The following is a 26,854-nucleotide window of genomic DNA, read 5'->3' as shown; positions in this document are numbered from 1 at the left end:
GCCTTCATTCTGCGCCGGGAGCAGACCTGTTCCGAGCTCGATCCGGTACGCCCGGTATCACCCGTTCATCGGATCGGCGGCCCAGAGTTCACGCCGCGGCATCCCAGCAGGTCGGGAACGGCCGAACCGACTGGCTATGCTCACGACATGGCCGCTCCTGGATGGCTCACACCCCGTAGGCGCCCCGCGACAGCACGGAGCGTGCTGGCCGGCGAGGCAGCAGCTGAGGCAGCACGGAAATCCACCCTCCCCGACGACCGGTCCACCGGCACCGAGCAGGACACCGCCGCGAAGGCGGAGGCCGAGGAGGCCCCCTTCCCCGTCGTCGGTGACGAACGCGCCGCCGCCTTCTTCGACCTCGACAACACCGTCATGCAGGGCGCGGCGATCTTCCACTTCGGCCGCGGTCTGTACAAGCGGAAGTTCTTCCAGCGCCGCGAGCTGACCCGGTTCGCCTGGCAGCAGGCCTGGTTCAGGCTGGCGGGCGTCGAGGACCCGGAACACATGCAGGACGCCCGCGACAGCGCCCTGTCCATCGTCAAGGGCCACCGGGTCTCGGAGCTGATGTCCATCGGCGAGGAGATCTACGACGAGTACATGGCCGACCGCATCTGGCCCGGCACCCGGGCCCTGGCCCAGGCCCACCTGGACGCCGGGCAGCGCGTCTGGCTGGTCACCGCCGCCCCGGTGGAGACCGCCACGATCATCGCCCGCCGGCTCGGCCTGACCGGCGCGCTCGGCACGGTCGCCGAATCCGTCGACGGCGTCTACACCGGCCGCCTGGTCGGCGAGCCGCTGCACGGCCCCGCGAAGGCCGAGGCGGTCCGCGCCCTGGCCGCCGCCGAGGGCCTGGACCTCGACCGCTGCGCGGCGTACAGCGATTCGCACAACGACATCCCGATGCTGTCCCTGGTCGGGCACCCGTACGCGATCAACCCGGACGCCAAGCTCCGCAAGCACGCCCGCGCGCGCGACTGGCGGCTGCGGGACTACCGGACGGGCCGCAAGGCGGCCAAGGTCGGCATCCCGGCCGCGGCCGGCGTGGGCGCGATCGCGGGCGGCACCGCCGCCGCCGTCGCCCTGCACCGCCGCCGCCGCTGACCCCCACCACCACCGCCCGGCCCCTCCGCGGGCCGGGCGCCGGGCCTGCCACGCCCGAACCCCGGCGGCCGATCCGAATCCCTTACCCGCCGACCGCTCCGGCCAGTCGTATTGCTCGCACACGACCACAACCCGTCGCGACGACAGGCAGATAGCGAAGTAATTCGATCAACAAACGGTCACGATGTGCTACTTGATACGTCGTTTAGTCGCTACAGAAGCGACGTAATCGATGATTTGAGCAACTGGGCGTAGCACTGCCTGTACGAAGCGTTATTCTCCTCAGACGCATTCCGGAACCCATCACTCACTACGACGAGTGACGGTTTCGCACTGCACGTGATGGAAGCTCTGCCTCTGGGAGTCCCGTGTACCCACACGTCGGGGTTGACGCCTCGGGCCTGGCTACGCTGCGCGCAACGGTCGCCAACCGCTTGCGCGGCTTCGTCCCCACCGCGTACGCCGTACCCGCATTTGCCACCCCTGCACCTGCCGGCCCCTGCTACGCCCTGGCCGAACGCAGTGCGGCGGTCGGAAGACGCAGCAACCGCGGCGCAACGACCACGTCCACCGTTCGTCGGCCGACGGCCGACAGCGACAGCGCGCGCATGATGGATCTCGTCGAGCGCGCACAGGCCGGCGAGGCCGACGCCTTCGGCCGCCTCTACGACCAGTACAGCGACACCGTCTACCGCTACATCTACTACCGCGTGGGCGGCAAGGCGACGGCGGAGGACCTCACCAGTGAGACCTTCCTGCGCGCCCTGCGCCGCATCTCCACGTTCACCTGGCAGGGCCGCGACTTCGGCGCCTGGCTGGTCACCATCGCCCGCAACCTGGTGGCCGACCACTTCAAGTCCAGCCGCTTCCGGCTGGAAGTGACCACCGGCGAAATGCTCGACGCCAACGAGGTCGAGCGCAGCCCCGAGGACTCCGTCCTGGAGTCCCTCTCCAACGCCGCACTCCTCCAGGCCGTGCGCCGGCTCAACCCCCAGCAGCAGGAGTGCGTGACCCTGCGCTTCCTGCAGGGCCTCTCGGTCGCCGAGACCGCCCGGGTCATGGGCAAGAACGAGGGTGCGATCAAGACCCTCCAGTACCGTGCCGTCCGCACGCTGGCCCGGCTCCTTCCGGACGATGCCCGCTGACCACACCCCCCGGCCGAGTCACTCTCGGCGACACCCCCATCACGCACTGGTCCGATCATCCTTCGTGCGTAACCCATGTGCCGCGCCCCTCGTTGTGCCGGTTGCAGACCCCCTGTCGTCACCCCATGTCCGCCGACACTCACTCATTCGTGTGGAAGCGCTCAAGGTGTGCAACCTTCCGGAACTCAGGGGAGTCGACCGTCATGACGAGAGGAGGTGCCGCCAGTGATCGCAAACGTTTCGGCACACCGGCGGGCGAACGCCTTCGCCCAGGCCCTGGAGGAGCAGTCGCTCCGTGGTGCGGCGGCCGCACAGCCCGAGGAACCGGCCGAATCGGCCGACCACGGACCGCTGTTGGCCCTGGCGAACGGCCTCGGTGAGGTACCGAGGCCGGAGTTGGATCCCGAGGTCAAAGTGGTGCAGCGAGCCCAGCTCGTCGCCGCCATGGAGGCCATGTTCACCCAGGGCGGCGCGCCCGCGGGCCCTACGGTGCCCGAACAGCGGACCAAGGGGGCCCACCGGGCCTCCCCGCTCCGGAAGTTGCGTCCGCGTTCACGCTGGACGAAGGGCCTCGCGGCCGGCGGGCTCACCGTCGGTGTGGCGGCGGGCGCCTTCGGCGGAGTGGCCGCTGCCAGTTCCGACGCCCTGCCGGGTGATTCGCTGTACGGGCTCAAGCGCGGCATGGAGGACATCCACCTCGGCATGGCCAGCGGCGACGCCGACCGCGGCGAGGCCTACCTCGACCAGGCATCCACCCGGCTCAGCGAGGCCCGCCGGCTGATGGAGCGCGCCCGCTCCGGCGACCTGGACCACGAACAGCTCGGCGAGGTCAGGCGAACGCTCAACGGCATGACGCACGACGCCAGCGAGGGCCACCGTCTGCTCCACTCCGCCTACCAGCAGGACGGCGCCATCGGCCCCATCCAGACCCTGGACTCGTTCTCCCGCTCGCACCGCGACAGCTGGAGCAGCCTCCGCGACCGGCTCCCCGTACAGCTGACGGACGTCGGCGACCAGGTCAGCTCGGTCTTCGACGCCATAGACCAAGAGGTCCAGCCGCTCCAGTCGCTGCTGCCCCGCACCCCGGACAGCGGCGACGCCCCGCAGTCGGACACCGCGGACCGGCGCACGCGCCCCTCGCGCACGGCCCCCTCCGCGCCCACGTCCCCGGAAGCCTCCCAGGGCCGTACGGACGGCAGCGCCTCGCCCCGCCCGTCGGGATCGGGCAGCGCCTCGTCCGAGGGCCTGATCGGCGGCACGGACGGCCTGTTCGGCACCCCGCCCCCCGGCACCGTCCCGTCCACCGACGGCCGCGCAAGCACCCCGCCCGCCCCGGACGTGACCCTCCCGCCGCTCCTCCCCGGCCTCCTCCCGGGCCTGGGGATCAACGGCGAGGACCTGAAGAGCGACTAGCACCGCCTCGCGCGGAGACGGAGGGGGACGGCTCGGCGAGCCGTCCCCCTCCGCGTGCCTGCACGCCCGTCAGAAGAACACCGGCCTCAGAAGAACACCGACCTCCGCTGCACCAGCAGCTTGTACAGCGTGTGCTGGATCTGTTCCCGCACCTGATCCGTCAGGTTGAACATCAGCATCGGATCCTCCGCCGCCTCCACCGGAAACCCGCTCGTGGAGATCGGCTCCCCGAACTGGATCGTCCACTTCGTCGGCAGCGGCACCGCCCCGAGCGGCCCCAGCCACGGGAACGTCGGCGTGATCGGGAAGTACGGGAAGCCCAACAGCCGCGCCAGCGTCTTCGAGTTGCCGATCATCGGGTAGATCTCCTCCGCCCCCACGATCGAGCACGGAATGATCGGCACCCCGGCCCGCAGCGCCGTGGACACGAAGCCGCCCCGCCCGAAACGCTGCAACTTGTACCGCTCCCCGAACGGCTTCCCGATGCCCTTGAACCCCTCCGGCATCACCCCGACGACCTCGCCCCGCCGCAGCAGCCGCTCCGCGTCCTCCGCACAGGCCAGCGTGTGCCCGGCCTTGCGGGCCAGCTCGTTCACCACCGGCAGCATGAACACCAGATCGGCGGCGAGCAGCCGCAGATGCCGGCCCGCCGGATGGTTGTCGTGCACGGCGACCTGGAGCATCAGCCCGTCCAGCGGCAGCGTCCCCGAATGGTTGGACACGATCAGCGCCCCGCCCTCGGAAGGGATGTTCTCGATGCCCTTCACCTCGACCCGGAAGTACTGCTCGTACAGCGGTCGGAGCATCGACATCAGGACCTGGTCGGTCAGCTCCTCGTCGTACCCGAACTCGTCGACGTCGTACTCACCCGTGACCCGCCGCCGCAGGAACGCGAGCCCGCCGGCGATCCGCCGGTCCCAGCCGCCACGCCCGTCCCGCTCCAGCGGCTGCCGCCCGGCCCGCTGAAGATCCTCCTGCGGCTCCTGTGGCGGCTTCGAGGCGTCCTGCTGCCCGGGAAGTGCGCTCACGGCCGCGGTCCCCACCACGGAGGCCGCAGTGGGCCCCCGGCCACCGCCCCCCGCGGGCCGGCGCCGTGCGGGGCGCGCTGAACCACCCGTCCGCGAACGGTCGTCGTCGAACGGAATGACCTTGGCATCCGCCATCGTCGGTGCGCTCCTCGCTCTACCTGGCGCTGGGGGCCGGCTCGGTGTCGCCGACCCCGGTGGTCCCCGAAACATCGCCGCCCGCCCCGGCGAACGGCATGGCGGCCAGTCGGTCGACCGCCCTGCCCACCGCCTCGGGCGGCAGCAGTCCGGGCCCCTGACTGCGCGCGAACTCCGCGAACGTCTCCGCGGTACTGAACCGGGGGTGGAAGCCGAGGGTCTCGCGCATCTGGACGGTGGAGACCACCCGGCCGTGGGTGAGCAGCCGGATCTGCTCCGGCGAGAAATCCGTCATGCCGACCGTACGCAGCGCCTGGCCGACCCAGGTGACCGCGGGCAGCAGCAGCGGCATCGTCGGCCGCCCCAGCCGCCGCGAGCACTGCGAGAGCAGCAGCACCCCGTCCCCGGCGATGTTGAACGTGCCGCTGTTCAGCGTCCCGCGCACCGGCTCGCCGGACGCGACTCCCAGAACGTCGACGACATCGTCCTCGTGCACGAACTGGAGCCTCGGGTCGTACCCGAACACCGTCGGCAGCACGGGCAGCGAAAGATAGTCGGCGAGCGGCGAATCGGCCTGCGGCCCGAGGATGTTCGCGAACCTGAGCACGCACACGGCGACATCCGGCCTGCGGCGCGCGAAGCCCCGTACGTACCCCTCGACCTCCACCGCGTCCTTGGCGAAGCCCCCGCTGGGCAGCGACTTGGGCGGGGTGGTCTCGGTGAACACCGCCGGATCGCGGGGCGCCGAGCCGTACACGTTCGTACTGGACTTGATCACCAGCCGCCGCACGCTCGGCGCCTTCTGGCAGGCACCGAGCAGCTGCATGGTGCCGATGACGTTGGTCTCCTTGACCGTCGTCCGGCCGCCCGTGCCGACCGCCTTGGCCGAGACGTCCAGATGCACCACCGTGTCGACGGAGTGCTCGGCAAGGACTCTGGCGATCGCTGGCTGGCGGATGTCCGCCGTCACGAAATCGGCGTCGCCCAACTCGTGTCCGGGCACGACCGCGTCGACGGCGATCACCCGGTCCACACCCGGATCACGCTGGATGCGCCGCACGAAGCGGCCGCCCAGCTGCCGGGCCGCTCCCGTGACCAGCACGACCTTCCCCAAGATCAGCGCCTTCCGTCGAAAGGTTTCCCCTAAGGGCCCGTAGCCGTCACCGTAGCGGGTGGATGTTGCCCTGTGATGACCGCGCGGCTGCCTTCCCCCAAGTCTTTGGGCCGAATGCGGGCGACCGCCGGGGGCGGCTGTCCCCGGAACGCACCGCAGCCCTCCCACCGGACCGGTGGGAGGGCTGCGGATTCACGAACCGCGTTCGCTTACTTCTTGTTGCGACGCTGAACGCGCGTGCGCTTGAGCAGCTTGCGGTGCTTCTTCTTGGCCATCCGCTTGCGCCGCTTCTTGATAACAGAGCCCACGACTACCCTCGCTCACTTCTTCTTCACTGGTGCGGGGCGTCTGGGCCCACACGACCTACGTCGGCCTAGCCTACCCGCCAGCGCGTGAGGGGCGTAATCCGAGGTGAACCTCAGGCGGACTCCACCCCCACAAAGGACTCGCGGAGATACTCGTGAACCGCTTGCTCCGGAACCCGGAAGGACCTGCCCACCCGGATCGCCGGCAGATGACCGCTGTGCACCAAGCGGTACACGGTCATCTTCGACACTCTCATGACCGAGGCGACTTCCGCCACGGTCAGAAACTTGACCTCGTTGAGAGGCCTCTCGCTGCCAGCAGCCATGACCCACCTGTACCTTCCGCACGAGACGCCCACCGGCTTCCCCTCCGGTGACTCTTCGTCGTTGTGCGCTCACTCCCCAGATTAGGGGCGGGTGATGCGAGTGGGGAAGAGGTGAGACTATCGGCCGCCTACCGTGACAGAAACGCCCGATTGAGTACATAGCGCGTCAGCGGCCGGTAGTACGCGGACGGCACCGCGTCGTCGAGCGGCACGACGACCGCCACCCGCCCCTCGGCCTCCCCGACGAACAGCGCGGGATCGTCCGTATCGGCGAGACCGATCGCCTCAATGCCCAGCTGACCTGCCCCGCAGACCCAGCCGTGGTCCCCCACGACCAGTTCCGGCAACCGCCCGCGACCCTCCGCCGCCGCCTCCAGGACCACCCTGACGGGCAACGGGGAATGGGTATGTGCGCCGGTGTCACCACCGTGCGACCGCACGCCGGGTTCACGCACCATCGCGACTCCCCGTACGTAGTCGAGGCTGCACGTGCGTACGCCGAACCGGGTCGTTATGTCGATACATCTCCCCTGCGCGGGGGTGAGTACGGAACACCCGGCCGCCGACATGGCGTCTGCCAGCGCTGCGTAGAAACCGAGCAGCCGGTGCGGATGACCGGTCCCGAACAGCACCGGCGCCTGCCGGACCGCGGCGTGCGACAACCGCTCGGCGAAAGCGTCCAGACCTGCCAGGGTCCGCTCCGGATCGATCACATCGGGCCCCGAGACATGAGCCGGATCGTCCGAGACCCCGCACCTGTCGGCCATCAGACGGAGCAGATCCCGCTCCTCCCAGCCCAGCCCGGGGTCGAGGCCGAGCGTCACCCGTGGATCCCGGGCCGCGAAGAGCCGATAACTCCGCAGACTCACCTCCCGCGAGGTGGCCACGGGCCCGGCCAGCCGGGCCGCCAGCAGATGCGCACGCAACGCTCCGGTGCTCAACACCCCACCGATGCTCCCCCAATCACCCGGACGGGGGGCCGGAAGCCCGGTTACGCCCCACAGTTGGCGTAACCATTACGCGCCACCGCACGGAAACGGCCACACCGCGACCGCCTCCGCCCGGCTCAGGTCAGCAGCCCCCGCAACGGGAACACCGCCCGCCGCGTCGCCAGCACCGCCTGGTCCAGCCGGTCCGCAGGGTCGTACCCCTCCTCCCACGACTTCCAGGAGGGCGTACGGCCGTCCGTCATCCGGGCCGGTCCCAACTGCCGGGTCCGGGCGTAGACCTCGTCCCGCCACGACGACGGAATCACCGACTCCGGGTCCACCGGCGCGTGCGCGGCGATCCCCACCAGATGCGTCCAGGACCGCGGCACCACATCGACCACCGCGTAACCGCCCCCGCCGAGCGCCAGCCAACGCCCGCCCTCCACGTACTCATGGGCAAGGTCGTGACAGGCCGACATCACCGCCCGCTGCGCGTCCAGCGACACCGCGAGATGGGCGAGCGGGTCCTCGAAATGCGTATCGGCCCCGTGCTGGCTCACCAGCACCTGCGGCCGGAAGTCCGCCAGCAGCTCCGGCACCACCGCGTGGAACGCCCGCAGCCACCCCGCGTCCCCCGTACCGGCCGGCAGCGCCAGATTCACCGCACTGCCCTCACCCGCCCCGGAGCCGGTCTCCTCCGGCCAGCCGGTCTGCGGGAAGAGCGTCCGCGGGTGCTCGTGCAGCGAGATGGTCAGGACCCTCGGGTCCTCCCAGAAGGCCGCCTGCACCCCGTCGCCGTGGTGCACGTCCACATCCACGTACGCGACCCGCTCGGCGCCCAGCTCCAGCATCCGCGCGATGGCGAGCGCCGGATCGTTGTAGACGCAGAACCCCGCCGCGCCGCCCGGCATCGCGTGGTGCAGCCCGCCCGTGAAGTTCACGGCGTGCGAGGTGTCCCCGCGCCACACCGCCTCGGCCGCCGCCACCGACTGCCCGGCGATCAGCGCCGACACCTCGTGCATCCCCGCGAACGCCGGATCGTCCACCGTCCCGAGCCCGTAGCGCTGATCGGCCCGCTCCGGATCCGCCGACGCGGCGCGCACCGCGGCCACATAGTCCTCGCGGTGCACCAGCCTCAGCGTCGACTCCCCGGCAGGCCTGGCCGACACCACGTCCACCGCGTCGTCGAGCCCGAACGCCCGGACCAGCCCCATGGTCAGAGCGAGCCTGACCGGGTCCATCGGATGACTTTCCCCGAAGTCGTATCCCGTTACTGCGTCATCCCACATCAACAGTGCGCGGCCGCTCATGCCCGCCACCGTATCGGGCGGACTCAGCGCCGAACGACTTGGCGTACACCAGCGTCGCGAGCACCAGCACCATCGGTACGAGCATCGCCCCCCGGTAGCTCCAGGCGTCCCCGAGCGCCCCCACCAACGGCGATCCCACCAGGAATCCCACGTAGTTGAAGACGTTCAGCCTCGCGATGGCCGAATCGCTCGCCCCGGGGAACATCCGCCCGGCGGCGGCGAAGGTCTGCGGCACGATCACACAGAGCCCGAGCCCCAGCATGGTGAACCCGAGCATCCCGGTCCACGCCCCACCGGCCACCGCCACCACGGCGAACCCGGCGGCGGCCAGCACGCTCCCGCCCCGCACCACGGCCACGGCCCCGAACCGCCGCACCCCGAAGTCCCCGACGGCCCGCCCCAGCAGGGTCGTCACCATGTAGACGTTGTACGGAACGGTCGACAGCTGCTCCGAGCTCCCCAGCACGTCCTGCAGGTACTTGGCGCTCCAGTTGGAGACCGTCGAGTCCCCGATGTACGCGAAGCTCATCACCAGACAGAGCGGCATCAGCAGCTTGAAGGAGACCGAGGCCGCCCCCTTGCCCTGCGCCTCTTCCGGCTTCGCGTCCGACTCCGTGCCTTCGGCGTACCAACGGCTCCCGATGAACGCGACGGGCAGCAGCACCACGACCGCCGGCAGGTAGGAGACCAGCAGCGAAAGGTCCCAGTGCGCCCCGGCCCAGGCCATGGATGCCCCGGCGATCCCGCCGAGGCTGTACGCGGCGTGGAACCCGAGCATGATGGATCGCCCGTACGCCCGCTGGAGGCTGACGCCCATCATGTTCATGGAGGCATCGAGCGCCCCGACGGAGAGCCCGAACACGCCCAGCGCCAGGGCCGCCTCCCACAGCGCGTTCCCGGCGCCGGCGCCGAGCAGCGCGAGCATCACGACGGGCTGTGCCCACCTCAGCACAACCCTGGGCCGCACCCGAACGACCAGCTTCTCGGTGACCACACTGCCCACCCCGGCCAGGATGGGCACGGCAGCCAGGAAGACGGGCAGCAGCCCGTCGGATATCCCGTACCGGTCCTGAATGGCGGGAATCCGAGTCACCAGCAGAGCGAAGGTGACCCCCTGCACGAAGAAACTCACCGCGAGGGAGGCCCTGCCGTGCCGCAAACGAGCATTTGTCATGGCCGCGAGCGTAGGGCCAGTTTCTACCGGTGGGTAGATGGATCAGGCGAGCAATTCCCGGAGTTGGCTCATGTCGGAGAAATGCCCGGTCACCCCGGCGAGCCGGTCCGCCGGCATCATCGACGTGAACCCGTACACATCCATCCCCGCGGCCCTGGCCGCCTCAACTCCGAGCGGGCTGTCCTCGATGACGACACACCGCTCGGGCGGGACCCCCATCCGCTCGGCGGCGAGCAGGAACAGGTCGGGCGCCGGCTTGCCCCGCCCCACGTCCTCCGCGCTGAAGATCCACTCCTCCTCGAACCACTGGTCGAGCCCGGTCCTGCGGTGCCCGACCCGGATCCGCTCGTGCGTACTGGAGGACGCGACGCAGTACGGAATCCCGTCGGCCACGAGCTTCCCGAGCACGTCCTCGACCCCGGCCACCGGTTCCAGCTCCCGCTCGAACGCGGCGAAGATCCGTGAGTGGAGCGTCGCGTCGAAGTCCGCGGGCAGCTTCTCCCCGGTCCGTTCCTCGACGAGATCGTGCACCCGGTGCACGGCGGACCCCATGTAGTCCCGAAGGCTCTCCTGGTACGAGGTGGGGTGACCGAGCTCCGTGAGGTACTCGGCCAGGATGGTGTTGGAGATCGGCTCGCTGTCCACGAGCACACCGTCGTTGTCGAAGATGACCAGTTCGTAGCGCATGGTTCGAGCCTAGACGTTCGGAAACGCAGAAAAGCCCCGTGTCCACAAGGACACGGGGCTTTCCCGTAAAAGGAGTTCGGCGGCGTCCTACTCTCCCACAGGGTCCCCCCTGCAGTACCATCGGCGCTGAAAGGCTTAGCTTCCGGGTTCGGAATGTAACCGGGCGTTTCCCTAACGCAATGACCACCGAAACACTATGAAATAAACAACACCGGAACAACACGGCCGTTCGTTATTTCAGAACTAACACAGTGGACGCGAGCAACTGAGGACAAGCCCTCGGCCTATTAGTACCAGTCAGCTCCACCCGTTACCGGGCTTCCACATCTGGCCTATCAACCCAGTCGTCTACTGGGAGCCTTAACCAATCAAGTTGGTGGGAATACTCATCTCGAAGCAGGCTTCCCGCTTAGATGCTTTCAGCGGTTATCCTTTCCGAACGTAGCCAACCAGCCATGCCCTTGGCAGAACAACTGGCACACCAGAGGTTCGTCCGTCCCGGTCCTCTCGTACTAGGGACAGCCCTTCTCAATATTCCTACGCGCACAGCGGATAGGGACCGAACTGTCTCACGACGTTCTAAACCCAGCTCGCGTACCGCTTTAATGGGCGAACAGCCCAACCCTTGGGACCGACTCCAGCCCCAGGATGCGACGAGCCGACATCGAGGTGCCAAACCATCCCGTCGATATGGACTCTTGGGGAAGATCAGCCTGTTATCCCCGGGGTACCTTTTATCCGTTGAGCGACAGCGCTTCCACAAGCCACTGCCGGATCACTAGTCCCGACTTTCGTCCCTGCTCGACCCGTCGGTCTCACAGTCAAGCTCCCTTGTGCACTTACACTCAACACCTGATTGCCAACCAGGCTGAGGGAACCTTTGGGCGCCTCCGTTACTCTTTAGGAGGCAACCGCCCCAGTTAAACTACCCATCAGACACTGTCCCTGATCCGGATCACGGACCCAGGTTAGACATCCAGCACGACCAGAGTGGTATTTCAACGGCGACTCCACAACCACTGGCGTGGCTGCTTCAAAGTCTCCCACCTATCCTACACAAGCCGAACCGAACACCAATATCAAACTGTAGTAAAGGTCCCGGGGTCTTTCCGTCCTGCTGCGCGAAACGAGCATCTTTACTCGTAGTGCAATTTCACCGGGCCTATGGTTGAGACAGTCGAGAAGTCGTTACGCCATTCGTGCAGGTCGGAACTTACCCGACAAGGAATTTCGCTACCTTAGGATGGTTATAGTTACCACCGCCGTTTACTGGCGCTTAAGTTCTCAGCTTCGCCGACCCGAAAGTCAGCTAACCGGTCCCCTTAACGTTCCAGCACCGGGCAGGCGTCAGTCCGTATACATCGCCTTACGGCTTCGCACGGACCTGTGTTTTTAGTAAACAGTCGCTTCTCGCTGGTCTCTGCGGCCACCCCCAGCTCGGAGAGCAAGTCTCCTCACCAGTGATGGCCCCCCTTCTCCCGAAGTTACGGGGGCATTTTGCCGAGTTCCTTAACCATAGTTCACCCGAACGCCTCGGTATTCTCTACCTGACCACCTGAGTCGGTTTAGGGTACGGGCCGCCATGAAACTCGCTAGAGGCTTTTCTCGACAGCATAGGATCATCCACTTCACCACAATCGGCTCGGCATCAGGTCTCAGACTTATATGCACGACGGATTTACCTACCGTGCGTCCTACACCCTTACCCCGGGACAACCACCGCCCGGGCTGGACTACCTTCCTGCGTCACCCCATCGCTTACCTACTACCACCTTGGTTCATCGGCTCCACCACTACCCTCAACTCCGAAGAGATCGGGCCGGCTTCACGGACTTAGCATTAATGGGCTCAGTATTGGGCGTTTCAAAGCGGGTACCGGAATATCAACCGGTTGTCCATCGACTACGCCTGTCGGCCTCGCCTTAGGTCCCGACTTACCCTGGGCAGATCAGCTTGACCCAGGAACCCTTAGTCAATCGGCGCACACGTTTCTCACGTGTGTATCGCTACTCATGCCTGCATTCTCACTCGTGAACCGTCCACAACTCGCTTCCGCGGCTGCTTCACCCGGCACACGACGCTCCCCTACCCATCCACACAGGCGTTGGCCCTTCATGTGTGAATGACACGACTTCGGCGGTACGCTTGAGCCCCGCTACATTGTCGGCGCGGAATCACTTGACCAGTGAGCTATTACGCACTCTTTCAAGGGTGGCTGCTTCTAAGCCAACCTCCTGGTTGTCTCTGCGACTCCACATCCTTTCCCACTTAGCGTACGCTTAGGGGCCTTAGTCGATGCTCTGGGCTGTTTCCCTCTCGACCATGGAGCTTATCCCCCACAGTCTCACTGCCGTGCTCTCACTTACCGGCATTCGGAGTTTGGCTAAGGTCAGTAACCCGGTAGGGCCCATCGCCTATCCAGTGCTCTACCTCCGGCAAGAAACACACGACGCTGCACCTAAATGCATTTCGGGGAGAACCAGCTATCACGGAGTTTGATTGGCCTTTCACCCCTAACCACAGGTCATCCCCCAGGTTTTCAACCCTGGTGGGTTCGGTCCTCCACGAAGTCTTACCTCCGCTTCAACCTGCCCATGGCTAGATCACTCCGCTTCGGGTCTTGAGCGTGCTACTGAAACGCCCTATTCGGACTCGCTTTCGCTACGGCTTCCCCACACGGGTTAACCTCGCAACACACCGCAAACTCGCAGGCTCATTCTTCAAAAGGCACGCAGTCACGACATGCAAGCAAGCTTGCATGCGACGCTCCCACGGCTTGTAGGCACACGGTTTCAGGTACTATTTCACTCCGCTCCCGCGGTACTTTTCACCATTCCCTCACGGTACTATCCGCTATCGGTCACCAGGGAATATTTAGGCTTAGCGGGTGGTCCCGCCAGATTCACACGGGATTTCTCGGGCCCCGTGCTACTTGGGTGTCTCTCAAACGAGCCGTCAATGTTTCAGCTACGGGGGTCTTACCCTCTACGCCGGACCTTTCGCATGTCCTTCGCCTACATCAACGGTTTCTGACTCGTCCCACGGCCGGCAGACCGTGGAAGAGAGATCCCACAACCCCGCATGCGCAACCCCTGCCGGGTATCACACGCATACGGTTTGGCCTCATCCGGTTTCGCTCGCCACTACTCCCGGAATCACGGTTGTTTTCTCTTCCTGAGGGTACTGAGATGTTTCACTTCCCCTCGTTCCCTCCACACTGCCTATGTGTTCAGCAGCGGGTGACAGCCCATGACGACTGCCGGGTTTCCCCATTCGGACACCCCCGGATCAAAGCTCGGTTGACAGCTCCCCGGGGCCTATCGTGGCCTCCCACGTCCTTCATCGGTTCCTGGTGCCAAGGCATCCACCGTGCGCCCTTAAAAACTTGGCCACAGATGCTCGCGTCCACTGTGCAGTTCTCAAACAACGACCAGCCACCCATCACCCCGCTCCGAAGAACAGGTTCACTGGGGCCGGCAACTGAAGGCGACCATCACGGCCGTACCCTCAGATACCCAACAACGTGCCCGACCCGATCCACCAGAATTCACTTTCCACGCCGAAGCAGTACTAACGAACTCTGAAGAACCGTGCCGAATAGTCAACGTTCCACCCATGAGCTGACCACCGTCGAACATTTGCCGACGTAGTGGCTCTGGATTCCTTGCGGAATCTAGATGCTCCTTAGAAAGGAGGTGATCCAGCCGCACCTTCCGGTACGGCTACCTTGTTACGACTTCGTCCCAATCGCCAGTCCCACCTTCGACAGCTCCCTCCCACAAGGGGTTGGGCCACCGGCTTCGGGTGTTACCGACTTTCGTGACGTGACGGGCGGTGTGTACAAGGCCCGGGAACGTATTCACCGCAGCAATGCTGATCTGCGATTACTAGCAACTCCGACTTCATGGGGTCGAGTTGCAGACCCCAATCCGAACTGAGACCGGCTTTTTGAGATTCGCTCCGCCTCGCGGCATCGCAGCTCATTGTACCGGCCATTGTAGCACGTGTGCAGCCCAAGACATAAGGGGCATGATGACTTGACGTCGTCCCCACCTTCCTCCGAGTTGACCCCGGCAGTCTCCTGTGAGTCCCCATCACCCCGAAGGGCATGCTGGCAACACAGAACAAGGGTTGCGCTCGTTGCGGGACTTAACCCAACATCTCACGACACGAGCTGACGACAGCCATGCACCACCTGTACACCGACCACAAGGGGGGCACCATCTCTGATGCTTTCCGGTGTATGTCAAGCCTTGGTAAGGTTCTTCGCGTTGCGTCGAATTAAGCCACATGCTCCGCTGCTTGTGCGGGCCCCCGTCAATTCCTTTGAGTTTTAGCCTTGCGGCCGTACTCCCCAGGCGGGGAACTTAATGCGTTAGCTGCGGCACCGACGACGTGGAATGTCGCCAACACCTAGTTCCCAACGTTTACGGCGTGGACTACCAGGGTATCTAATCCTGTTCGCTCCCCACGCTTTCGCTCCTCAGCGTCAGTAATGGCCCAGAGATCCGCCTTCGCCACCGGTGTTCCTCCTGATATCTGCGCATTTCACCGCTACACCAGGAATTCCGATCTCCCCTACCACACTCTAGCCTGCCCGTATCGACTGCAGACCCGGGGTTAAGCCCCGGGCTTTCACAACCGACGCAACAAGCCGCCTACGAGCTCTTTACGCCCAATAATTCCGGACAACGCTTGCGCCCTACGTATTACCGCGGCTGCTGGCACGTAGTTAGCCGGCGCTTCTTCTGCAGGTACCGTCACTCTCGCTTCTTCCCTGCTGAAAGAGGTTTACAACCCGAAGGCCGTCATCCCTCACGCGGCGTCGCTGCATCAGGCTTTCGCCCATTGTGCAATATTCCCCACTGCTGCCTCCCGTAGGAGTCTGGGCCGTGTCTCAGTCCCAGTGTGGCCGGTCGCCCTCTCAGGCCGGCTACCCGTCGTCGCCTTGGTAGGCCATCACCCCACCAACAAGCTGATAGGCCGCGGGCTCATCCTTCACCGCCGGAGCTTTCAACCCCGTCCCATGCGGGACAGAGTGTTATCCGGTATTAGACCCCGTTTCCAGGGCTTGTCCCAGAGTGAAGGGCAGATTGCCCACGTGTTACTCACCCGTTCGCCACTAATCCACCCCGAAGGGCTTCATCGTTCGACTTGCATGTGTTAAGCACGCCGCCAGCGTTCGTCCTGAGCCAGGATCAAACTCTCCGTGAATGTTTTCCCGTGATCGGGACAACACAACACGAGAGCGGAACGACCGGACGGAATAAGACCGGTCGTTCACAGCGTCCTCGCTGTGTAAATTGCCCACCAGGTCAGTGACCTCGCGGGACTTTCAAAGGAACCTCCAACCTGCCGAAGCAGGCCGGGGTATCAACATATCTGGCGTTGACTTTTGGCACGCTGTTGAGTTCTCAAGGAACGGACGCTTCCTTTGTACTCACCCTCTCGGGCTTTCCTCCGGGCTTTTCCCTTCGGTCTTGCGTTTCCGACTCTATCAGACTCTTTCGTGTCCGATTCCCGGTCGAAGCGGGATCCTGCTTTTTCGCTTTCCAGTTCTTCGCTTTCGCGTTTCCCTTTCCGGCGAGTCCGACTCTATCAGATCCTTTCGGGCCTGATTCCCAGTCAGCGGGGTTTGTCTTCCTGGCCGTTGGGCCGTTCCGACGAGTGAGACTTTAGCGGAATCCTGGGCCCCGACGCTAATCGGGGGTCCCGCTCCTTCGAACGTGGATTCCTCATTCCGCAAATGCGCACAGAAAGTCCGGCGACAGATGTCGCTGGTCAGATGTGGTTACTGCGGGATGGCTGTCCGGGGACCGACCGGAGTCGGCGCTCACGTCGGACAACTCGGAGCACATTACGGATGCGGGCAGGGCGTGTCAACCCCGGGCCGGGTCCGGTTGCCGGTGGAAGGCCAGGCGGTAGTCGCGGGGGCTGGTGGACAGGTGGGTGGCGAAGTGCTGGCGCATGGTGATCTCGCTGCCGAAGCCGGTGCGGCGGGCCACCTCGGGGAGAGGGAGGTCGGTGCGTTCCAGGAGCTTCTGGGCTGCGGCGATGCGTTGGGTGATCAGCCAGCGCAGCGGGGTCGTGCCGGTGGTGGCCTGGAAGTGGCGGGCGAAGGAGCGGGGGGACATTCCGGCACGGGTGGCGAGGGAGGCGACCGTGTGCGGTTCGGCCAGATGGGCCAGGGCGAAGGCGCGTACCGCGGCGAGGGTGTCGGCGTCGCGGTCGGCGCGGGGGGTGGGGTGCTCGATGAACTGGGCCTGGGTGCCGGTGCGGAACGGGGCCGTGACCATCGAACGGGCGATCGTGGCCGCGATCTCGGCCCCGTGCATCCTGCGTACGAGGTGGAGACAGAGGTCGATGCCGGCCGCGGTGCCCGCCGACGTCCAGATGTTGGCGTCGTGGAGGAAGAGGGCGTCCTGGGTCACCTTCACATGGGGGTAGGTGGCGCGGAGGTCGTCGGCGAGGCGCCAGTGGGTGACCGCTCGGCGGCCGGCCAGGAGGCCGGCCTGGGCGAGCGGGAAGGCTCCGCCGCACAGGGACGCGATCGGGGTGGCTCGGGCGTGGGCGCGGCGGAGGGCCTCCAGGACCGGGGCGGGGGCCGGGATCAGGTGGTCGTCGAGGCCGGGGACGACGATCAGGTCGGCGCGGGCGAGCCAGGCGAGGGTGCGGTCCGGGGTGAGGGAGAGGCCGCCGCGCAGGGCGATGGGGGCCGGTTCGGCGGCGGTGCGGCGCAGCTCGAAGGGCGGGACGCCGCGGTCGGTGCGGTCGACGCCCCAGACCTCCGTGATGACCGAGACGTCGAAAGCGCGTACGCCGGGGAAGGAGACGAGCGCGATGCGGGTGGGATCGGGGGTGGTCGCCATAGTGGCAGTAAAGCATCGATCGATGGCTTTCTGACCTCTGGGACGTGGCGCCGCCGGGCGGCAGGATCGTTCGCATGGAGATCGCAGAGAACGCGGCACTGATCGTGATTGACGTACAGAACGGCTTCGAGGAGGAGGCGTACTGGGGGCCTCGGAACAACCCGGAGGCGGACCGGAACATCGCGGGGCTGATCGATGCCTGGCAGTCGAGCGGGCGGCCGGTGGTGTTCGTACGGCATGACTCGCCCAAGCCGGACTCGCCGTTGCGGGTGGGTCAGCCGGGGAACGACTTCAAGGGGTACGTGGAGGAGCGGCGCGGGAAGGGCGGTGGGCCCGAACTGTTGCTGACGAAGAGCGTGAACTCCGCCTTCTACGGGACGCCCGATCTCGCCGAGTGGCTGGAGCGGAGCGGGATCCGGCAGCTCGTGGTGGTCGGGATCCAGACCAACATGTGCGTCGAGACCACGGCGCGGATGGGCGGGAACCTCGGGTACGAGGTGTTCGTACCGCTGGACGCGACGCACACCTTCGATCTGACCGGGCCGTGGGGGTGGACGCAGAGCGCGGACCAGCTGGCGCGGGCCACCGCCGTGTCGTTGCACGGCGGTGGCTTCGCGAAGGTGGTGCGCAGCGCGGAGCTGATCGCTGCCGCGGTGTAGGTCAGCCGTTGCCGGAGGCGAGTTCGCGGCTGCGGTCGCGGGCGGCTTCGAGGGCGGCGATGAGGGCGGCTCGTACGCCGTGGTTCTCCAGTTCACGGATGGCGCTGATGGTGGTGCCGGCCGGGCTGGTGACGGCTTCGCGCAGCTTGACGGGGTGTTCGCCGCTGTCGCGGAGCATCACGGCGGCGCCGATGGCGGCCTGGACGATCAGGTCGTGGGCCTGGGCGCGGGGCAGGCCGAGCAGGATGCCGGCGTCGGTCATCGCCTCGACGAGGAAGTAGAAGTACGCGGGGCCCGATCCGGACAGGGCGGTTGCCGCGTCCTGCTGGGACTCGGGGACGCGGAGGGTCTTGCCGACGCCGCCGAAGATCGCCTCCGCGGCGGTGAGGTGGTCGGTGGTGGCGTGGCTGCCGGCCGAGATGACGGACATGCCCTCGTCGACGAGGACGGGGGTGTTCGGCATGACGCGCACGACCGGGGTGCTCGCGGCGAGGCGGTCCTCGATGAAGGCGGTCGTGATGCCCGCGGCAGCGCTGATGACCAGGCGGTCGGGGGTGATGTGCCCGGAGAGCTCGTCGAGGAGCCGGCCCATGTCCTGGGGCTTGACCGCGAGGATGAGGATGTCGGCGCGCTCGGCGGCCTCGGCGTTGCTGACGGAGTCGACGCCGTAGCGGTTGTGGAGTTCCTCGGCGCGCTCGGAGCGGCGCGTGGTGACCAGCAGGTTCGCCGGGCGCCAGCCCGCCCGGATCATGCCGCTGAGCAGGGCCTCGCCGATCTTGCCGGTGCCGAGTACTGCGACTGTCTGGGTCATGTGGTTCACCCTCCGGGCTGTGCTGACGGATCTCGGTGCTCGGTGCTCGTGTCCGTCATCCTCGCACCGGCCCGTCAGGCGGTGCGGCGGCGGAGGGTGGCGGCGCCGAGGGCGAGTACCAGGAGGGCGCAGCCCGCCACGACCAGTACGTCGCGGACGAAGTCGCCGGTGATGTCGGTGTGGCCGAGGACCTGGTTCATGCCGTCGACCGCGTACGACATGGGCAGCACGTTCGAGATCGCTTCGAGGAAGGGGGCCATCCGGTCGCGGGCGATGAACAGTCCGCAGAGCAGGAGCTGCGGGAAGATCACGGCGGGCATGAACTGGACGGCCTGGAACTCGGAAGCGGCGAAGGCGGAGACGAACAGGCCCAGTGCCGTGCCGAGCAGCGCGTCGAGCAGGGCGACCAGGAGCAGCAGCCACGGGGAGCCGATGACGTCCAGGCCCAGCGCCCAGACCGAGACCGCGGTGGCCAGGAGCGACTGGACAATCGCCACGGCGCCGAACGCGAGGGCGTAGCCGGCGATCAGGTCGCCCTTGCCGAGCGGCATCGCGAGGAGGCGTTCGAGGGTGCCCGAGGTGCGTTCGCGCAGGGTGGCGATCGAGGTCACCAGGAACATCGTGATCAGCGGGAAGATGCCGAGGAGCGAGGCGCCGATGGCGTCGAAGGTGCGGGGGCTGCCGTCGAACACGTACCGGAGCAGGCTGATCAGCACGACCGGGACCAGGAGCAGCAGGGCGACGGTGCGGGCGTCGTGGCTGAGCTGGCGCAGGACCCGGGCGGCGGTGGCGAGGGTGCGGGCCGGGCTCAGGGGCGGGGTGCCGGTCGCCGGGGTGGGTGCCGGGGTCGGTGTCGTACTCATCGGGCGGGCTCCTGGCGGGTGGCGGCCTGGTCGACCAGGTGGAGGAACGCCGCTTCGACGGTGTCCGCGCGGGCGGCGGTGCGCAGCGCCTCGGGGGTGCCGTCGGCGAGGATCTCGCCCTCGCGCATGAGGAGCAGGCGGTGGCAGCGTTCGGCCTCGTCCATGACGTGCGAGGAGACGAGGAGCGTGGTGCCGCGGTCGGCGGCTAGGCGGTGGAAGAGGTTCCACAGGTCGCGGCGGAGTACGGGGTCCAGGCCCACGGTGGGTTCGTCGAGGACCAGGAGTTCCGGGGTGCCGAGCAGGGCCACGGCGAGGGAGGCGCGGGCGAGCTGGCCGCCGGAGAGGGTGCCGGCGAGGGCGTCGGCGTGGCTGGTCAGGTCGACCTCGGTGATGGCGCGGGTGACGGCGGCGCGGCGGGCGTCGCGCTGTCGGCGGCCCGGCCGGAGGATCGCCGCGAAGTAGTCCAGGTTCTGCCGGACGGTCAGGTCGGTGTAGACGGACGGGTCCTGGGTGACGTATCCGATGCGTGGGCGGAGCGCGGGGTGGCCCGCGGGGCTGCCGAGCACGTCGAGGGTGCCGGTGACCTTGGCCTGGGTGCCCACGACGGACCGCATCAGGGTCGATTTCCCGCAGCCGGAGGGGCCGAGGAGGCCGGTGATCCTGCCGGGTTCGACGGTGAAGTCGATGGAGCGCAGGACCGTGCGGTCGCCTCGTACGACCGTGAGGCCGTGGGCCTCGATGGCGGCACCCCGGTTATTCATCATGTGATGAATATGATCCCGGGGTGCCTGCCCGTCAAGAGGTGGTGCCAAGGCCGACGGGGACGACGGCCACGCTCAGGTCGACCGCGTAGCTCTCCTCGACCGTGCCGTCCGGGAAGAGTTCCGCGAGCCGGGCGCCCTCCTCGGCGAGGAAGCGCCGCGTGGGTTCCGCGCCGAGGACGAGGAAGGCGGAGTGGCTGCCGAGGTTGGCGAGGTGGGTGTCGAGGGGCACCCGCCGCGTCCAGGGCACCCGGCGGTGCGCGAAGTCGAGCCCGGACGGCAGGTCGCGGGAGCGGACGGCCGAACCGTGGGCGGAGTCGCCGGCGCCGAAGAAACGGCGCAGCCGGGCGTCCTGCTCGGCGATCCACGGGACGGAGTGGTCGGAGACGTTCCACCAGAGGGCGAGGGCGCCGCCGGGGCGAAGGACGCGCAGCGCCTCGGGGGCGGCGAGGGCCGGGTCCGTCCAGTGCCAGGACTGGGCGTACGTGATCAGGTCGGCCGATGCGGTGGCGAGGGGGAGGCGGTTGCCGTCGCCGCGTACGACGGGCAGGTGCGGGAACGAGCGGTGGAGCTCCGCCGCCATGCCGGCGCCCGGTTCGACGGCGGTGACCCGGGCACCGCGTTCGTGGAGGAGCCGGGTGGAGATGCCCGTGCCGGCGCCGATGTCGACGGTGCGGGCGCCGCGCAGGGGGCGGTGGGCCAGTTCCTCGACGGCGTCGAAGAGCGCGGGCGGGTAGCCGGGGCGGGCCGCGGCGTACTGGGCGGCGGCCCGGTCGAAAGAGAGCGCTCGGGGCGTGGCCGGGGTGGCCGGCGGTGAGGAGGTGGGGGCGGATGCGGGTGCGGGGCGGTGGGAATCGGCGGGAACCATGGGTTCATCGTGGCTCGCGCCGGGGGCGTGCGCCGGTGATTTCTACCGGGTCGGCGAGCGGGCGCGGGCGCACGCGCCGTCGGGACGGAGCAGGGGCGCCTACTTGCGCTTGGGACGCTTGCCCTTGGTGTTCTTGCGGGCCGCGGGGTTCCCGGTGCGGGCGGTGCGGCGCTTCTCGTAGCGGGCCAGGGCCGTCTCGTACTCCGTGCGGTGCAGCTGCTCGCCCGGTGCCTCGCGGAAGGTACGGAGGAAGTACGCGATCAGTGAGCCGACGAAGCCGATCGTCTTGAGACCGCGCAGATTGGCCTCGCGCGCCGGGTCGGCGGGGCGGCGGCTGAACCCTTCCCAGGTCTTGCGGAAGGCGATGGCGCTGCAGATGGCGAACATCAGCACGACCAGGATGCCGACGAAGCTGCCGACGTCGGCGATCTCGAGCCCCTGGTAGGCGAACCGGAGCACGAAGCAGGCGGCGACCGCGGCGGCCAGCGAGCCGACCGCCGCCCCGACGCGTCGCAGCCCGTAGCCCCCGCTGTGGTCGACCCAGGTCGTACCGAAGAAGCGCAGGGGCTCGGGCTGCGGGCCGGGCGTGCTGGAGCCGGGGGCTTCACTGTTCTCGCTCACGAAGCCGATTATCCCCGGGCGGTCGCGGCGCCGGACGCGCCGGGCACCGCCCCGGTCAGTCGCAGCGCGGTGCGATGTAGCCGTCGCTGCCCGTGTGGACGTAGGCGTCCGCCACGAACTGGCCGTTGGCGATGTTGTCCCAGAGGTTCGAGGTGCCGTACGGGCCGGTGACCCGCTCCCCCGGCTTCTGGCAGTAGACCGGGACCTTCATCCCGTACGGGAGGGTCCTGACGATCCCGTACTGGGTGCCCGGTCCGGTGCGGACGTTGACGCGGTAGCCGGGCGCGATCGGGTACCTGGTGACGTCGTCGGAACCGGCGAGCGCCGCCACGTCCTCGGTGACGTCGGCCGCGGCGGCGGTGGTGGCGGCGGTCGTGATGTCGGTGTGCTCGTCCATGGCCATGAGGCCCTCCCCCGTTGAGAGTCGGTGTGTACGACGCGCAGGCTACTAAGCCCCGTCCGGATCGCACGCACCATCGACTAGGCTCCGTGCGTCGCGCTTGCGGACGAACACACGGGGGTGGGCGATGCCGCCGCTGCGAGGTACCGGAGCCAACCCGGAAGCGGAGCATCCGGATTACGCCGGGCAGTACCGTCTTGAGGCACGTCTCGGCGCGGGCGGCATGGGGGTCGTGCACCTGGCCCGCTCCGCCTCCGGACTGCAGCTCGCCGTCAAGGTGGTGCACGAGCAGTACGCGGCGAACCCGGAGTTCAGGGCGCGTTTCCGGCAGGAGGTCGGGGCGGCCCGGCGGGTCAGCGGCGCCTTCACCGCGCCGGTCGTCGATGCCGATCCGGACGCCGAACGGCCCTGGATGGCCACCCTGTACGTGCCCGGCCCCACACTCGCCGATCAGGTGAAGCGGAACGGGCCGATGGCCCCGGCCGGGCTGCGCAGACTGACGGCCGGGCTCGCCGAGGCGCTGCGGGACATCCACCGGGCCGGTGTCATCCACCGTGACCTCAAGCCGAGCAACGTACTGCTCTCCGACTCCGGGCCCAAGGTCATCGACTTCGGGATCTCCCGCCCGTACGACAGCGATCTGCGCACCGAGACCGGCAAGCTGATCGGCTCGCCGCCCTACATGGCGCCCGAGCAGTTCCAGCGGCCGCGTGAGGTCGGGCCCGCCGCCGACGTGTTCGCCCTGGGGGCCGTGCTCGTCCACGCGGCGACCGGCCGGGGGCCCTTCGACTCGGACAGCCCGTACATCGTGGCCTACCAGGTGGTGCACGACGAGGCCGATCTGACGGGGGTGCCGTCGGACCTGGCCCCGCTGATCGGGCAGTGCCTGACGAAGGACCCCGCCGGGCGGCCCACTCCGGACGAGATCATGACGACGCTGCGTCCGCCCTCGTACGAGGCCGCAGCGTTCATACCGTCGCAGCGGCGGCCGGTCACCGGTCCGGCGCCCGTGCCGCAGGCCGGGGCCGACACCCCTTCCGGCGCGGAAGCGGACACGCACGTGGGCGAGGGCTCGGCGGTGCGGGGCGGGAAGGCGGCTGCCGGAAGCGGCAAGCGGCGGTGGCTGGCGGCCACCGCCGCGCTGCTGGTCATGGGGGCCGGCGGGGTGTGGGCCGTCGGCACGGGCGCCGATTCCGGCGGGGCCGGTGAGTCGGGCGGTACGGGCGGGACGAAGGACTCGGCGCAGGAGTTCGCCCCGTGGCGGACGGCCCTGCGGACCGCCGGCAAGGCGACCCCGGCCTGTTCCCCGGCGGACGGCGCCGGGGCGGAGGCGTCCGGTCCGCCCGCGCTGTACTGCGCGGCGGACGGCATCGGTGTCTCCCGGCTGGATCCCGCGGACGGCCGGGTGCTGTGGTCGCGCGGCGCCGAGGCCGACGCGCCGGCGGTCGGCGTGGTGTCGGTCTCCGGCGGTCTGGTGCACACGGCGGTGCCGGGCGGGAAGCTCCGGGCGTACGACCCCGCCAAGGGCGAACAGGTCTGGGCCGCGGACCTCTCCCCGTACCTGGGCACCCCCTTCGACGCGGGTGACGCGCTGCTGCTGGTCGCCGAGGACGGCACCACCGAGGCGCTCGACTCCGCGACCGGAGTGTCCCTCTGGCGGCATCGGCTCGCCGGGCACCAGCGCCCGGACTACGCGCTGTACGACGCCCGCACCGGGCTGGCCTACGCGTTCGAGCACTCGGCCTACGGATCGACCACGCTGGTCTCCGCCGTCCACGCCACGACGGGGCGCACGGCGTGGCAGCGGCGGCTGGACGGGATGCTGACCCCGGTGGGGACCTCGGACGGTGCGCTCGTCATGACGGCCATGAACGGGGATGCCCAGACCGTCGGGCTCGTCCGCTACGAACCGGGGGCGCGCAGCGCCGTACGGATGGCGCTGCCCTTCCGGATGAACGAGCCGGAGGTCGTACTGGGCGGGGACACCGCCTATCTGCTGGCGCACGGCGGGACGCTGGTCGCCGTCGACACCCGCCCGGCCGAGGGCGGAAAAACGGTGCGCTGGCAGCTGGAGACCGGTGCCGGGCGGACCTCCGCTCCCGTCCTCGCCGCCGGGGACCGGCTGTACTTCTCGACGGCGGACGGGCGGCTGCTGGCCGTGGACACCGAGCACGGGAAGCTGCTGGGGCAGACGGGCCCACGGCTGCGGAACGGGAGGCTCACGTACTCCTCGGCGCTGCCCGCCCCGGTAGCCGCCGGGCGGACCGTCTTCGGGACCGCGCCCGACGGGTCCGTGTTCGCCGTGGACGGGCAGGACCCCGCCCGCTGGTGAGAGCGGGCGGGGTCCGGTGGTCCGTCGGCCGGCGGGCCGGTCAGCCCAGCTTGGACACGTCGCGCACCGCGCCCCGGTCGGCGCTCGTCGCCATCGCCGCGTAGGCGCGCAGCGCGGCCGAGACCTTGCGCTCGCGGTTCTTCGGCGCGTACACGCCGTTCAGCGCCTCGCGGCGGGTGGCCAGCTCGGCCTCGGGGACGAGGAGCTCGATCGAACGGTTCGGGATGTCGATCCTGATCCGGTCACCGTCCTCGACCAGCGCGATCGTGCCGCCCGACGCGGCCTCCGGCGACGCGTGGCCGATGGACAGGCCCGACGTACCGCCGGAGAAGCGGCCGTCGGTCACCAGGGCGCAGCTCTTGCCGAGGCCGCGGCCCTTGAGGAAGGAGGTCGGGTAGAGCATCTCCTGCATGCCGGGGCCGCCGCGCGGACCCTCGTAACGGATGACGACGACGTCGCCCTCCTTGATCTCCTTGCGGAGGATCTTGTCGACGGCCTCGTCCTGCGACTCGCAGACGACCGCCGGGCCCTCGAAGGTCCAGATCGACTCGTCGACGCCCGCCGTCTTCACGACACAGCCGTCCTCGGCGAGGTTCCCCTTGAGGACCGCGAGACCGCCGTCCTTGGAGTAGGCGTGCGCCAGGTCGCGGATGCAGCCGCCGGCCGCGTCCAGGTCGAGGGTCTCCCAGCGCTCCGACTGCGAGAAGGCCGTCGCGGAACGGACGCATCCGGGGGCCGCGTGCCAGAGCTCGACGGCCTCCGGGGACGGGGAGCCGCCGCGGATGTCCCAGTCCTTCAGCCACTGGGCGAGGGAGTCGGAGTGGACCGAGTGCACGTCCTCGTCGAGCAGGCCGGCGCGGTGCAGCTCGCCGAGGAGGGCGGGGATGCCGCCGGCCCGGTGGACGTCCTCCATGTAGTACGTGCCGCCGGGGGCCACGTTGGGGGCGACCTTCGACAGGCAGGGGACGCGGCGCGAGACCGCGTCGATGTCGGCGAGGTCGTAGGACAGCTCGGCCTCCTGCGCCGCGGCGAGCAGGTGCAGGATCGTGTTGGTGGAGCCGCCCATCGCGATGTCCAGCGCCATCGCGTTGTCGAACGCGGCGCGGGTGCCGATGGAGCGGGGCAGGACCGTCGCGTCGTCCTGCTCGTAGTAGCGCCTGGTGATCTCGACGACCGTGCGGCCGGCCTCCTCGTACAGCGCCTTGCGGGCGGTGTGCGTGGCGAGGACGGAGCCGTTGCCGGGGAGGGAGAGGCCGAGGGCCTCGGTCAGGCAGTTCATCGAGTTGGCGGTGAACATGCCGGAACAGCTGCCGCAGGTGGGACAGGCGTTCTCCTCGATACGGAGGATGTCCTCGTCCGAGATGCTCTCGTCGACGGCGTCACTGATCGCGTTGACCAGGTCGAGCTTGCGGACCGTGCCGTCGACCAGGGTGGCCTTGCCCGCCTCCATCGGGCCGCCGGAGACGAAGACCGTCGGGATGTTGAGGCGCATCGCGGCCATCAGCATGCCGGGGGTGATCTTGTCGCAGTTGGAGATGCAGATCAGCGCGTCCGCGCAGTGCGCCTCGACCATGTACTCGACGGAGTCGGCGATCAGGTCGCGGGAGGGGAGGCTGTAGAGCATCCCGCCGTGGCCCATCGCGATGCCGTCGTCGACGGCGATGGTGTTGAACTCGCGCGGCACGGCGCCCGCGGCCTTGATGGCGTCGGAGACGATCCGGCCGACCGGGGCCAGGTGGGTGTGGCCGGGGACGAACTCGGTGAAGGAGTTGGCGACCGCGATGATCGGCTTGCCGATGTCCTCGCTCGCTACGCCCGAGGCCCGCATAAGGGCGCGGGCGCCCGCCATGTTGCGGCCGTGGGTGACAGTGCGGGACCTCAGCTGGGGCATCGTCTCTCGCTCCTTCGACGTTTAAGACTGCCTCCGAGCGTACGCCTCCGGCTCCAAGATCTGGACACAGTGTCCGAAATGCGGGACGAAGTGCTCGGTGGATGGGCGGGGT

General features: G+C 68.3%; 21 protein-coding genes and 3 rRNA genes. 5 read left to right on the top strand and 19 right to left on the bottom strand.

Annotation, left to right across the window (positions count from 1 at the left end; genetic code table 11):
* The first annotated feature begins 147 nt into the window (after positions 1-147).
* From OG842_RS22240 to OG842_RS22230, 3 genes are all read left to right on the top strand, one after another.
* A complete protein-coding gene (locus tag OG842_RS22240) occupies positions 148-1,101 on the top strand; it encodes an HAD family hydrolase (protein WP_266731977.1) in 954 nt (317 codons plus the stop codon).
* Between the two features lie 368 nt (positions 1,102-1,469).
* Entirely contained in the window at positions 1,470-2,246 is a 777-nt protein-coding gene (locus OG842_RS22235; protein ID WP_266731976.1) for an ECF subfamily RNA polymerase sigma factor, BldN family, read from the top strand.
* Positions 2,247-2,471: 225 nt separating this feature from the next.
* The gene (locus tag OG842_RS22230; protein WP_266731974.1) at positions 2,472-3,659 is read left to right on the top strand and encodes a DUF5667 domain-containing protein; all 1,188 of its coding nucleotides are present in this window, start codon (positions 2,472-2,474) and stop codon (positions 3,657-3,659) included.
* A gap of 86 nt (positions 3,660-3,745) precedes the next feature.
* Here the strand turns inward: OG842_RS22230 and OG842_RS22225 are convergent, their stop codons facing one another.
* The 12 genes from OG842_RS22225 to OG842_RS22170 form a co-directional block, all read right to left on the bottom strand.
* Positions 3,746-4,822, bottom strand: a complete 1,077-nt coding sequence (locus OG842_RS22225) for a lysophospholipid acyltransferase family protein (RefSeq protein ID WP_266731972.1) — start codon at positions 4,820-4,822, stop codon at positions 3,746-3,748.
* A 19-nt stretch (positions 4,823-4,841) separates the two neighbouring features.
* Complete coding sequence (locus OG842_RS22220) at positions 4,842-5,936, bottom strand: NAD-dependent epimerase/dehydratase family protein (RefSeq protein ID WP_266731970.1); 1,095 nt, start codon at positions 5,934-5,936, stop codon at positions 4,842-4,844.
* A gap of 209 nt (positions 5,937-6,145) precedes the next feature.
* On the bottom strand, positions 6,146-6,244 hold the full coding sequence (locus OG842_RS22215; RefSeq protein ID WP_003948845.1) for a 30S ribosomal protein bS22: 99 nt from the start codon (positions 6,242-6,244) through the stop codon (positions 6,146-6,148).
* 110 nt (positions 6,245-6,354) lie between these two features.
* Positions 6,355-6,567, bottom strand: coding sequence for a helix-turn-helix domain-containing protein (locus OG842_RS22210; protein WP_014046653.1), 213 nt, complete (start codon positions 6,565-6,567; stop codon positions 6,355-6,357).
* A gap of 128 nt (positions 6,568-6,695) precedes the next feature.
* A complete protein-coding gene (locus tag OG842_RS22205) occupies positions 6,696-7,511 on the bottom strand; it encodes a phosphatase (protein WP_266731969.1) in 816 nt (271 codons plus the stop codon).
* A 122-nt stretch (positions 7,512-7,633) separates the two neighbouring features.
* A complete protein-coding gene (locus OG842_RS22200; RefSeq protein ID WP_266731967.1) occupies positions 7,634-8,806 on the bottom strand; it encodes an acetoin utilization protein AcuC in 1,173 nt (390 codons plus the stop codon).
* Positions 8,775-9,980 (bottom strand): MFS transporter, encoded by a 1,206-nt coding sequence (locus OG842_RS22195; protein WP_266731966.1) that lies wholly within the window; start codon positions 9,978-9,980, stop codon positions 8,775-8,777. Before OG842_RS22195 ends, OG842_RS22200 begins: the two co-directional genes overlap by 32 nt.
* A 42-nt stretch (positions 9,981-10,022) precedes the next feature.
* Positions 10,023-10,667 (bottom strand): HAD family hydrolase, encoded by a 645-nt coding sequence (locus tag OG842_RS22190; RefSeq protein WP_266731965.1) that lies wholly within the window; start codon positions 10,665-10,667, stop codon positions 10,023-10,025.
* Between the two features lie 74 nt (positions 10,668-10,741).
* Positions 10,742-10,858 (bottom strand): 5S ribosomal RNA (rrf, locus tag OG842_RS22185).
* A gap of 76 nt (positions 10,859-10,934) precedes the next feature.
* Positions 10,935-14,058, bottom strand: a 23S ribosomal RNA gene (locus OG842_RS22180).
* A gap of 297 nt (positions 14,059-14,355) precedes the next feature.
* Positions 14,356-15,881 (bottom strand): 16S ribosomal RNA (locus OG842_RS22175).
* Together the 16S, 23S and 5S rRNA genes form the textbook arrangement of a ribosomal RNA operon.
* A gap of 665 nt (positions 15,882-16,546) precedes the next feature.
* Complete coding sequence (locus OG842_RS22170) at positions 16,547-17,536, bottom strand: GlxA family transcriptional regulator (protein WP_266731963.1); 990 nt, start codon at positions 17,534-17,536, stop codon at positions 16,547-16,549.
* Positions 17,537-17,610: 74 nt separating this feature from the next.
* Between OG842_RS22170 and OG842_RS22165 the strand changes: the two genes are divergently transcribed.
* Complete coding sequence (locus OG842_RS22165) at positions 17,611-18,195, top strand: cysteine hydrolase family protein (RefSeq protein WP_266731962.1); 585 nt, start codon at positions 17,611-17,613, stop codon at positions 18,193-18,195.
* Between the two features lies 1 nt (position 18,196).
* Here the strand turns inward: OG842_RS22165 and proC are convergent, their stop codons facing one another.
* The 6 genes from proC to OG842_RS22135 form a co-directional block, all read right to left on the bottom strand.
* Positions 18,197-19,006 carry a pyrroline-5-carboxylate reductase gene (gene proC / locus OG842_RS22160; RefSeq protein WP_266731960.1) on the bottom strand — a complete coding sequence of 270 codons (810 nt, stop codon included), beginning with the start codon at positions 19,004-19,006 and terminating at the stop codon, positions 18,197-18,199.
* Between the two features lie 74 nt (positions 19,007-19,080).
* Positions 19,081-19,869: an ABC transporter permease gene (locus tag OG842_RS22155; protein ID WP_266731958.1), complete on the bottom strand. Its 789-nt coding sequence runs from the start codon at positions 19,867-19,869 to the stop codon at positions 19,081-19,083.
* Positions 19,866-20,633: an ABC transporter ATP-binding protein gene (locus tag OG842_RS22150; RefSeq protein ID WP_266731957.1), complete on the bottom strand. Its 768-nt coding sequence runs from the start codon at positions 20,631-20,633 to the stop codon at positions 19,866-19,868. The genes OG842_RS22155 and OG842_RS22150 overlap by 4 nt, the downstream gene beginning before the upstream one ends.
* A 31-nt stretch (positions 20,634-20,664) precedes the next feature.
* Positions 20,665-21,498 (bottom strand): class I SAM-dependent methyltransferase, encoded by an 834-nt coding sequence (locus tag OG842_RS22145; protein ID WP_266731956.1) that lies wholly within the window; start codon positions 21,496-21,498, stop codon positions 20,665-20,667.
* A 99-nt stretch (positions 21,499-21,597) separates the two neighbouring features.
* The gene (locus OG842_RS22140; RefSeq protein ID WP_266731954.1) at positions 21,598-22,119 is read right to left on the bottom strand and encodes a hypothetical protein; all 522 of its coding nucleotides are present in this window, start codon (positions 22,117-22,119) and stop codon (positions 21,598-21,600) included.
* A gap of 55 nt (positions 22,120-22,174) precedes the next feature.
* Positions 22,175-22,516 carry an SH3 domain-containing protein gene (locus tag OG842_RS22135; protein WP_401875453.1) on the bottom strand — a complete coding sequence of 114 codons (342 nt, stop codon included), beginning with the start codon at positions 22,514-22,516 and terminating at the stop codon, positions 22,175-22,177.
* Between the two features lie 130 nt (positions 22,517-22,646).
* On the opposite strand from OG842_RS22135, the gene OG842_RS22130 reads away from it, so the two are divergent.
* Positions 22,647-24,851 carry a serine/threonine-protein kinase gene (locus OG842_RS22130; protein WP_266731950.1) on the top strand — a complete coding sequence of 735 codons (2,205 nt, stop codon included), beginning with the start codon at positions 22,647-22,649 and terminating at the stop codon, positions 24,849-24,851.
* A gap of 40 nt (positions 24,852-24,891) precedes the next feature.
* Here the strand turns inward: OG842_RS22130 and ilvD are convergent, their stop codons facing one another.
* Positions 24,892-26,742 (bottom strand): dihydroxy-acid dehydratase, encoded by a 1,851-nt coding sequence (ilvD, locus tag OG842_RS22125; protein WP_266731949.1) that lies wholly within the window; start codon positions 26,740-26,742, stop codon positions 24,892-24,894.
* Positions 26,743-26,854: the final 112 nt, after the last annotated feature.

Source organism: Streptomyces sp. NBC_00376, assembly GCF_036077095.1.
Classification (GTDB): Bacteria; Actinomycetota; Actinomycetes; order Streptomycetales; family Streptomycetaceae; genus Streptomyces.
Note: the sequence above shows the minus strand (reverse complement) of the source record. Positions and strands in the feature narration are given on the sequence as shown.

Coding starts and splice junctions, on each gene's coding strand:
- OG842_RS22135 (WP_401875453.1), bottom strand. CDS start 22,516: ATGGACGAGCACACCGACATCACGACCGCCGCCACCACCGCCGCCGCG.
- OG842_RS22190 (WP_266731965.1), bottom strand. CDS start 10,667: ATGCGCTACGAACTGGTCATCTTCGACAACGACGGTGTGCTCGTGGAC.
- OG842_RS22225 (WP_266731972.1), bottom strand. CDS start 4,822: ATGGCGGATGCCAAGGTCATTCCGTTCGACGACGACCGTTCGCGGACG.
- OG842_RS22130 (WP_266731950.1), top strand. CDS start 22,647: ATGCCGCCGCTGCGAGGTACCGGAGCCAACCCGGAAGCGGAGCATCCG.
- OG842_RS22210 (WP_014046653.1), bottom strand. CDS start 6,567: ATGGCTGCTGGCAGCGAGAGGCCTCTCAACGAGGTCAAGTTTCTGACC.
- OG842_RS22170 (WP_266731963.1), bottom strand. CDS start 17,536: ATGGCGACCACCCCCGATCCCACCCGCATCGCGCTCGTCTCCTTCCCC.
- OG842_RS22200 (WP_266731967.1), bottom strand. CDS start 8,806: ATGAGCGGCCGCGCACTGTTGATGTGGGATGACGCAGTAACGGGATAC.
- OG842_RS22155 (WP_266731958.1), bottom strand. CDS start 19,869: ATGAGTACGACACCGACCCCGGCACCCACCCCGGCGACCGGCACCCCG.
- OG842_RS22145 (WP_266731956.1), bottom strand. CDS start 21,498: ATGGTTCCCGCCGATTCCCACCGCCCCGCACCCGCATCCGCCCCCACC.
- ilvD (WP_266731949.1), bottom strand. CDS start 26,742: ATGCCCCAGCTGAGGTCCCGCACTGTCACCCACGGCCGCAACATGGCG.
- OG842_RS22165 (WP_266731962.1), top strand. CDS start 17,611: ATGGAGATCGCAGAGAACGCGGCACTGATCGTGATTGACGTACAGAAC.
- proC (WP_266731960.1), bottom strand. CDS start 19,006: ATGACCCAGACAGTCGCAGTACTCGGCACCGGCAAGATCGGCGAGGCC.
- OG842_RS22195 (WP_266731966.1), bottom strand. CDS start 9,980: ATGACAAATGCTCGTTTGCGGCACGGCAGGGCCTCCCTCGCGGTGAGT.
- OG842_RS22150 (WP_266731957.1), bottom strand. CDS start 20,633: ATGATGAATAACCGGGGTGCCGCCATCGAGGCCCACGGCCTCACGGTC.
- OG842_RS22240 (WP_266731977.1), top strand. CDS start 148: ATGGCCGCTCCTGGATGGCTCACACCCCGTAGGCGCCCCGCGACAGCA.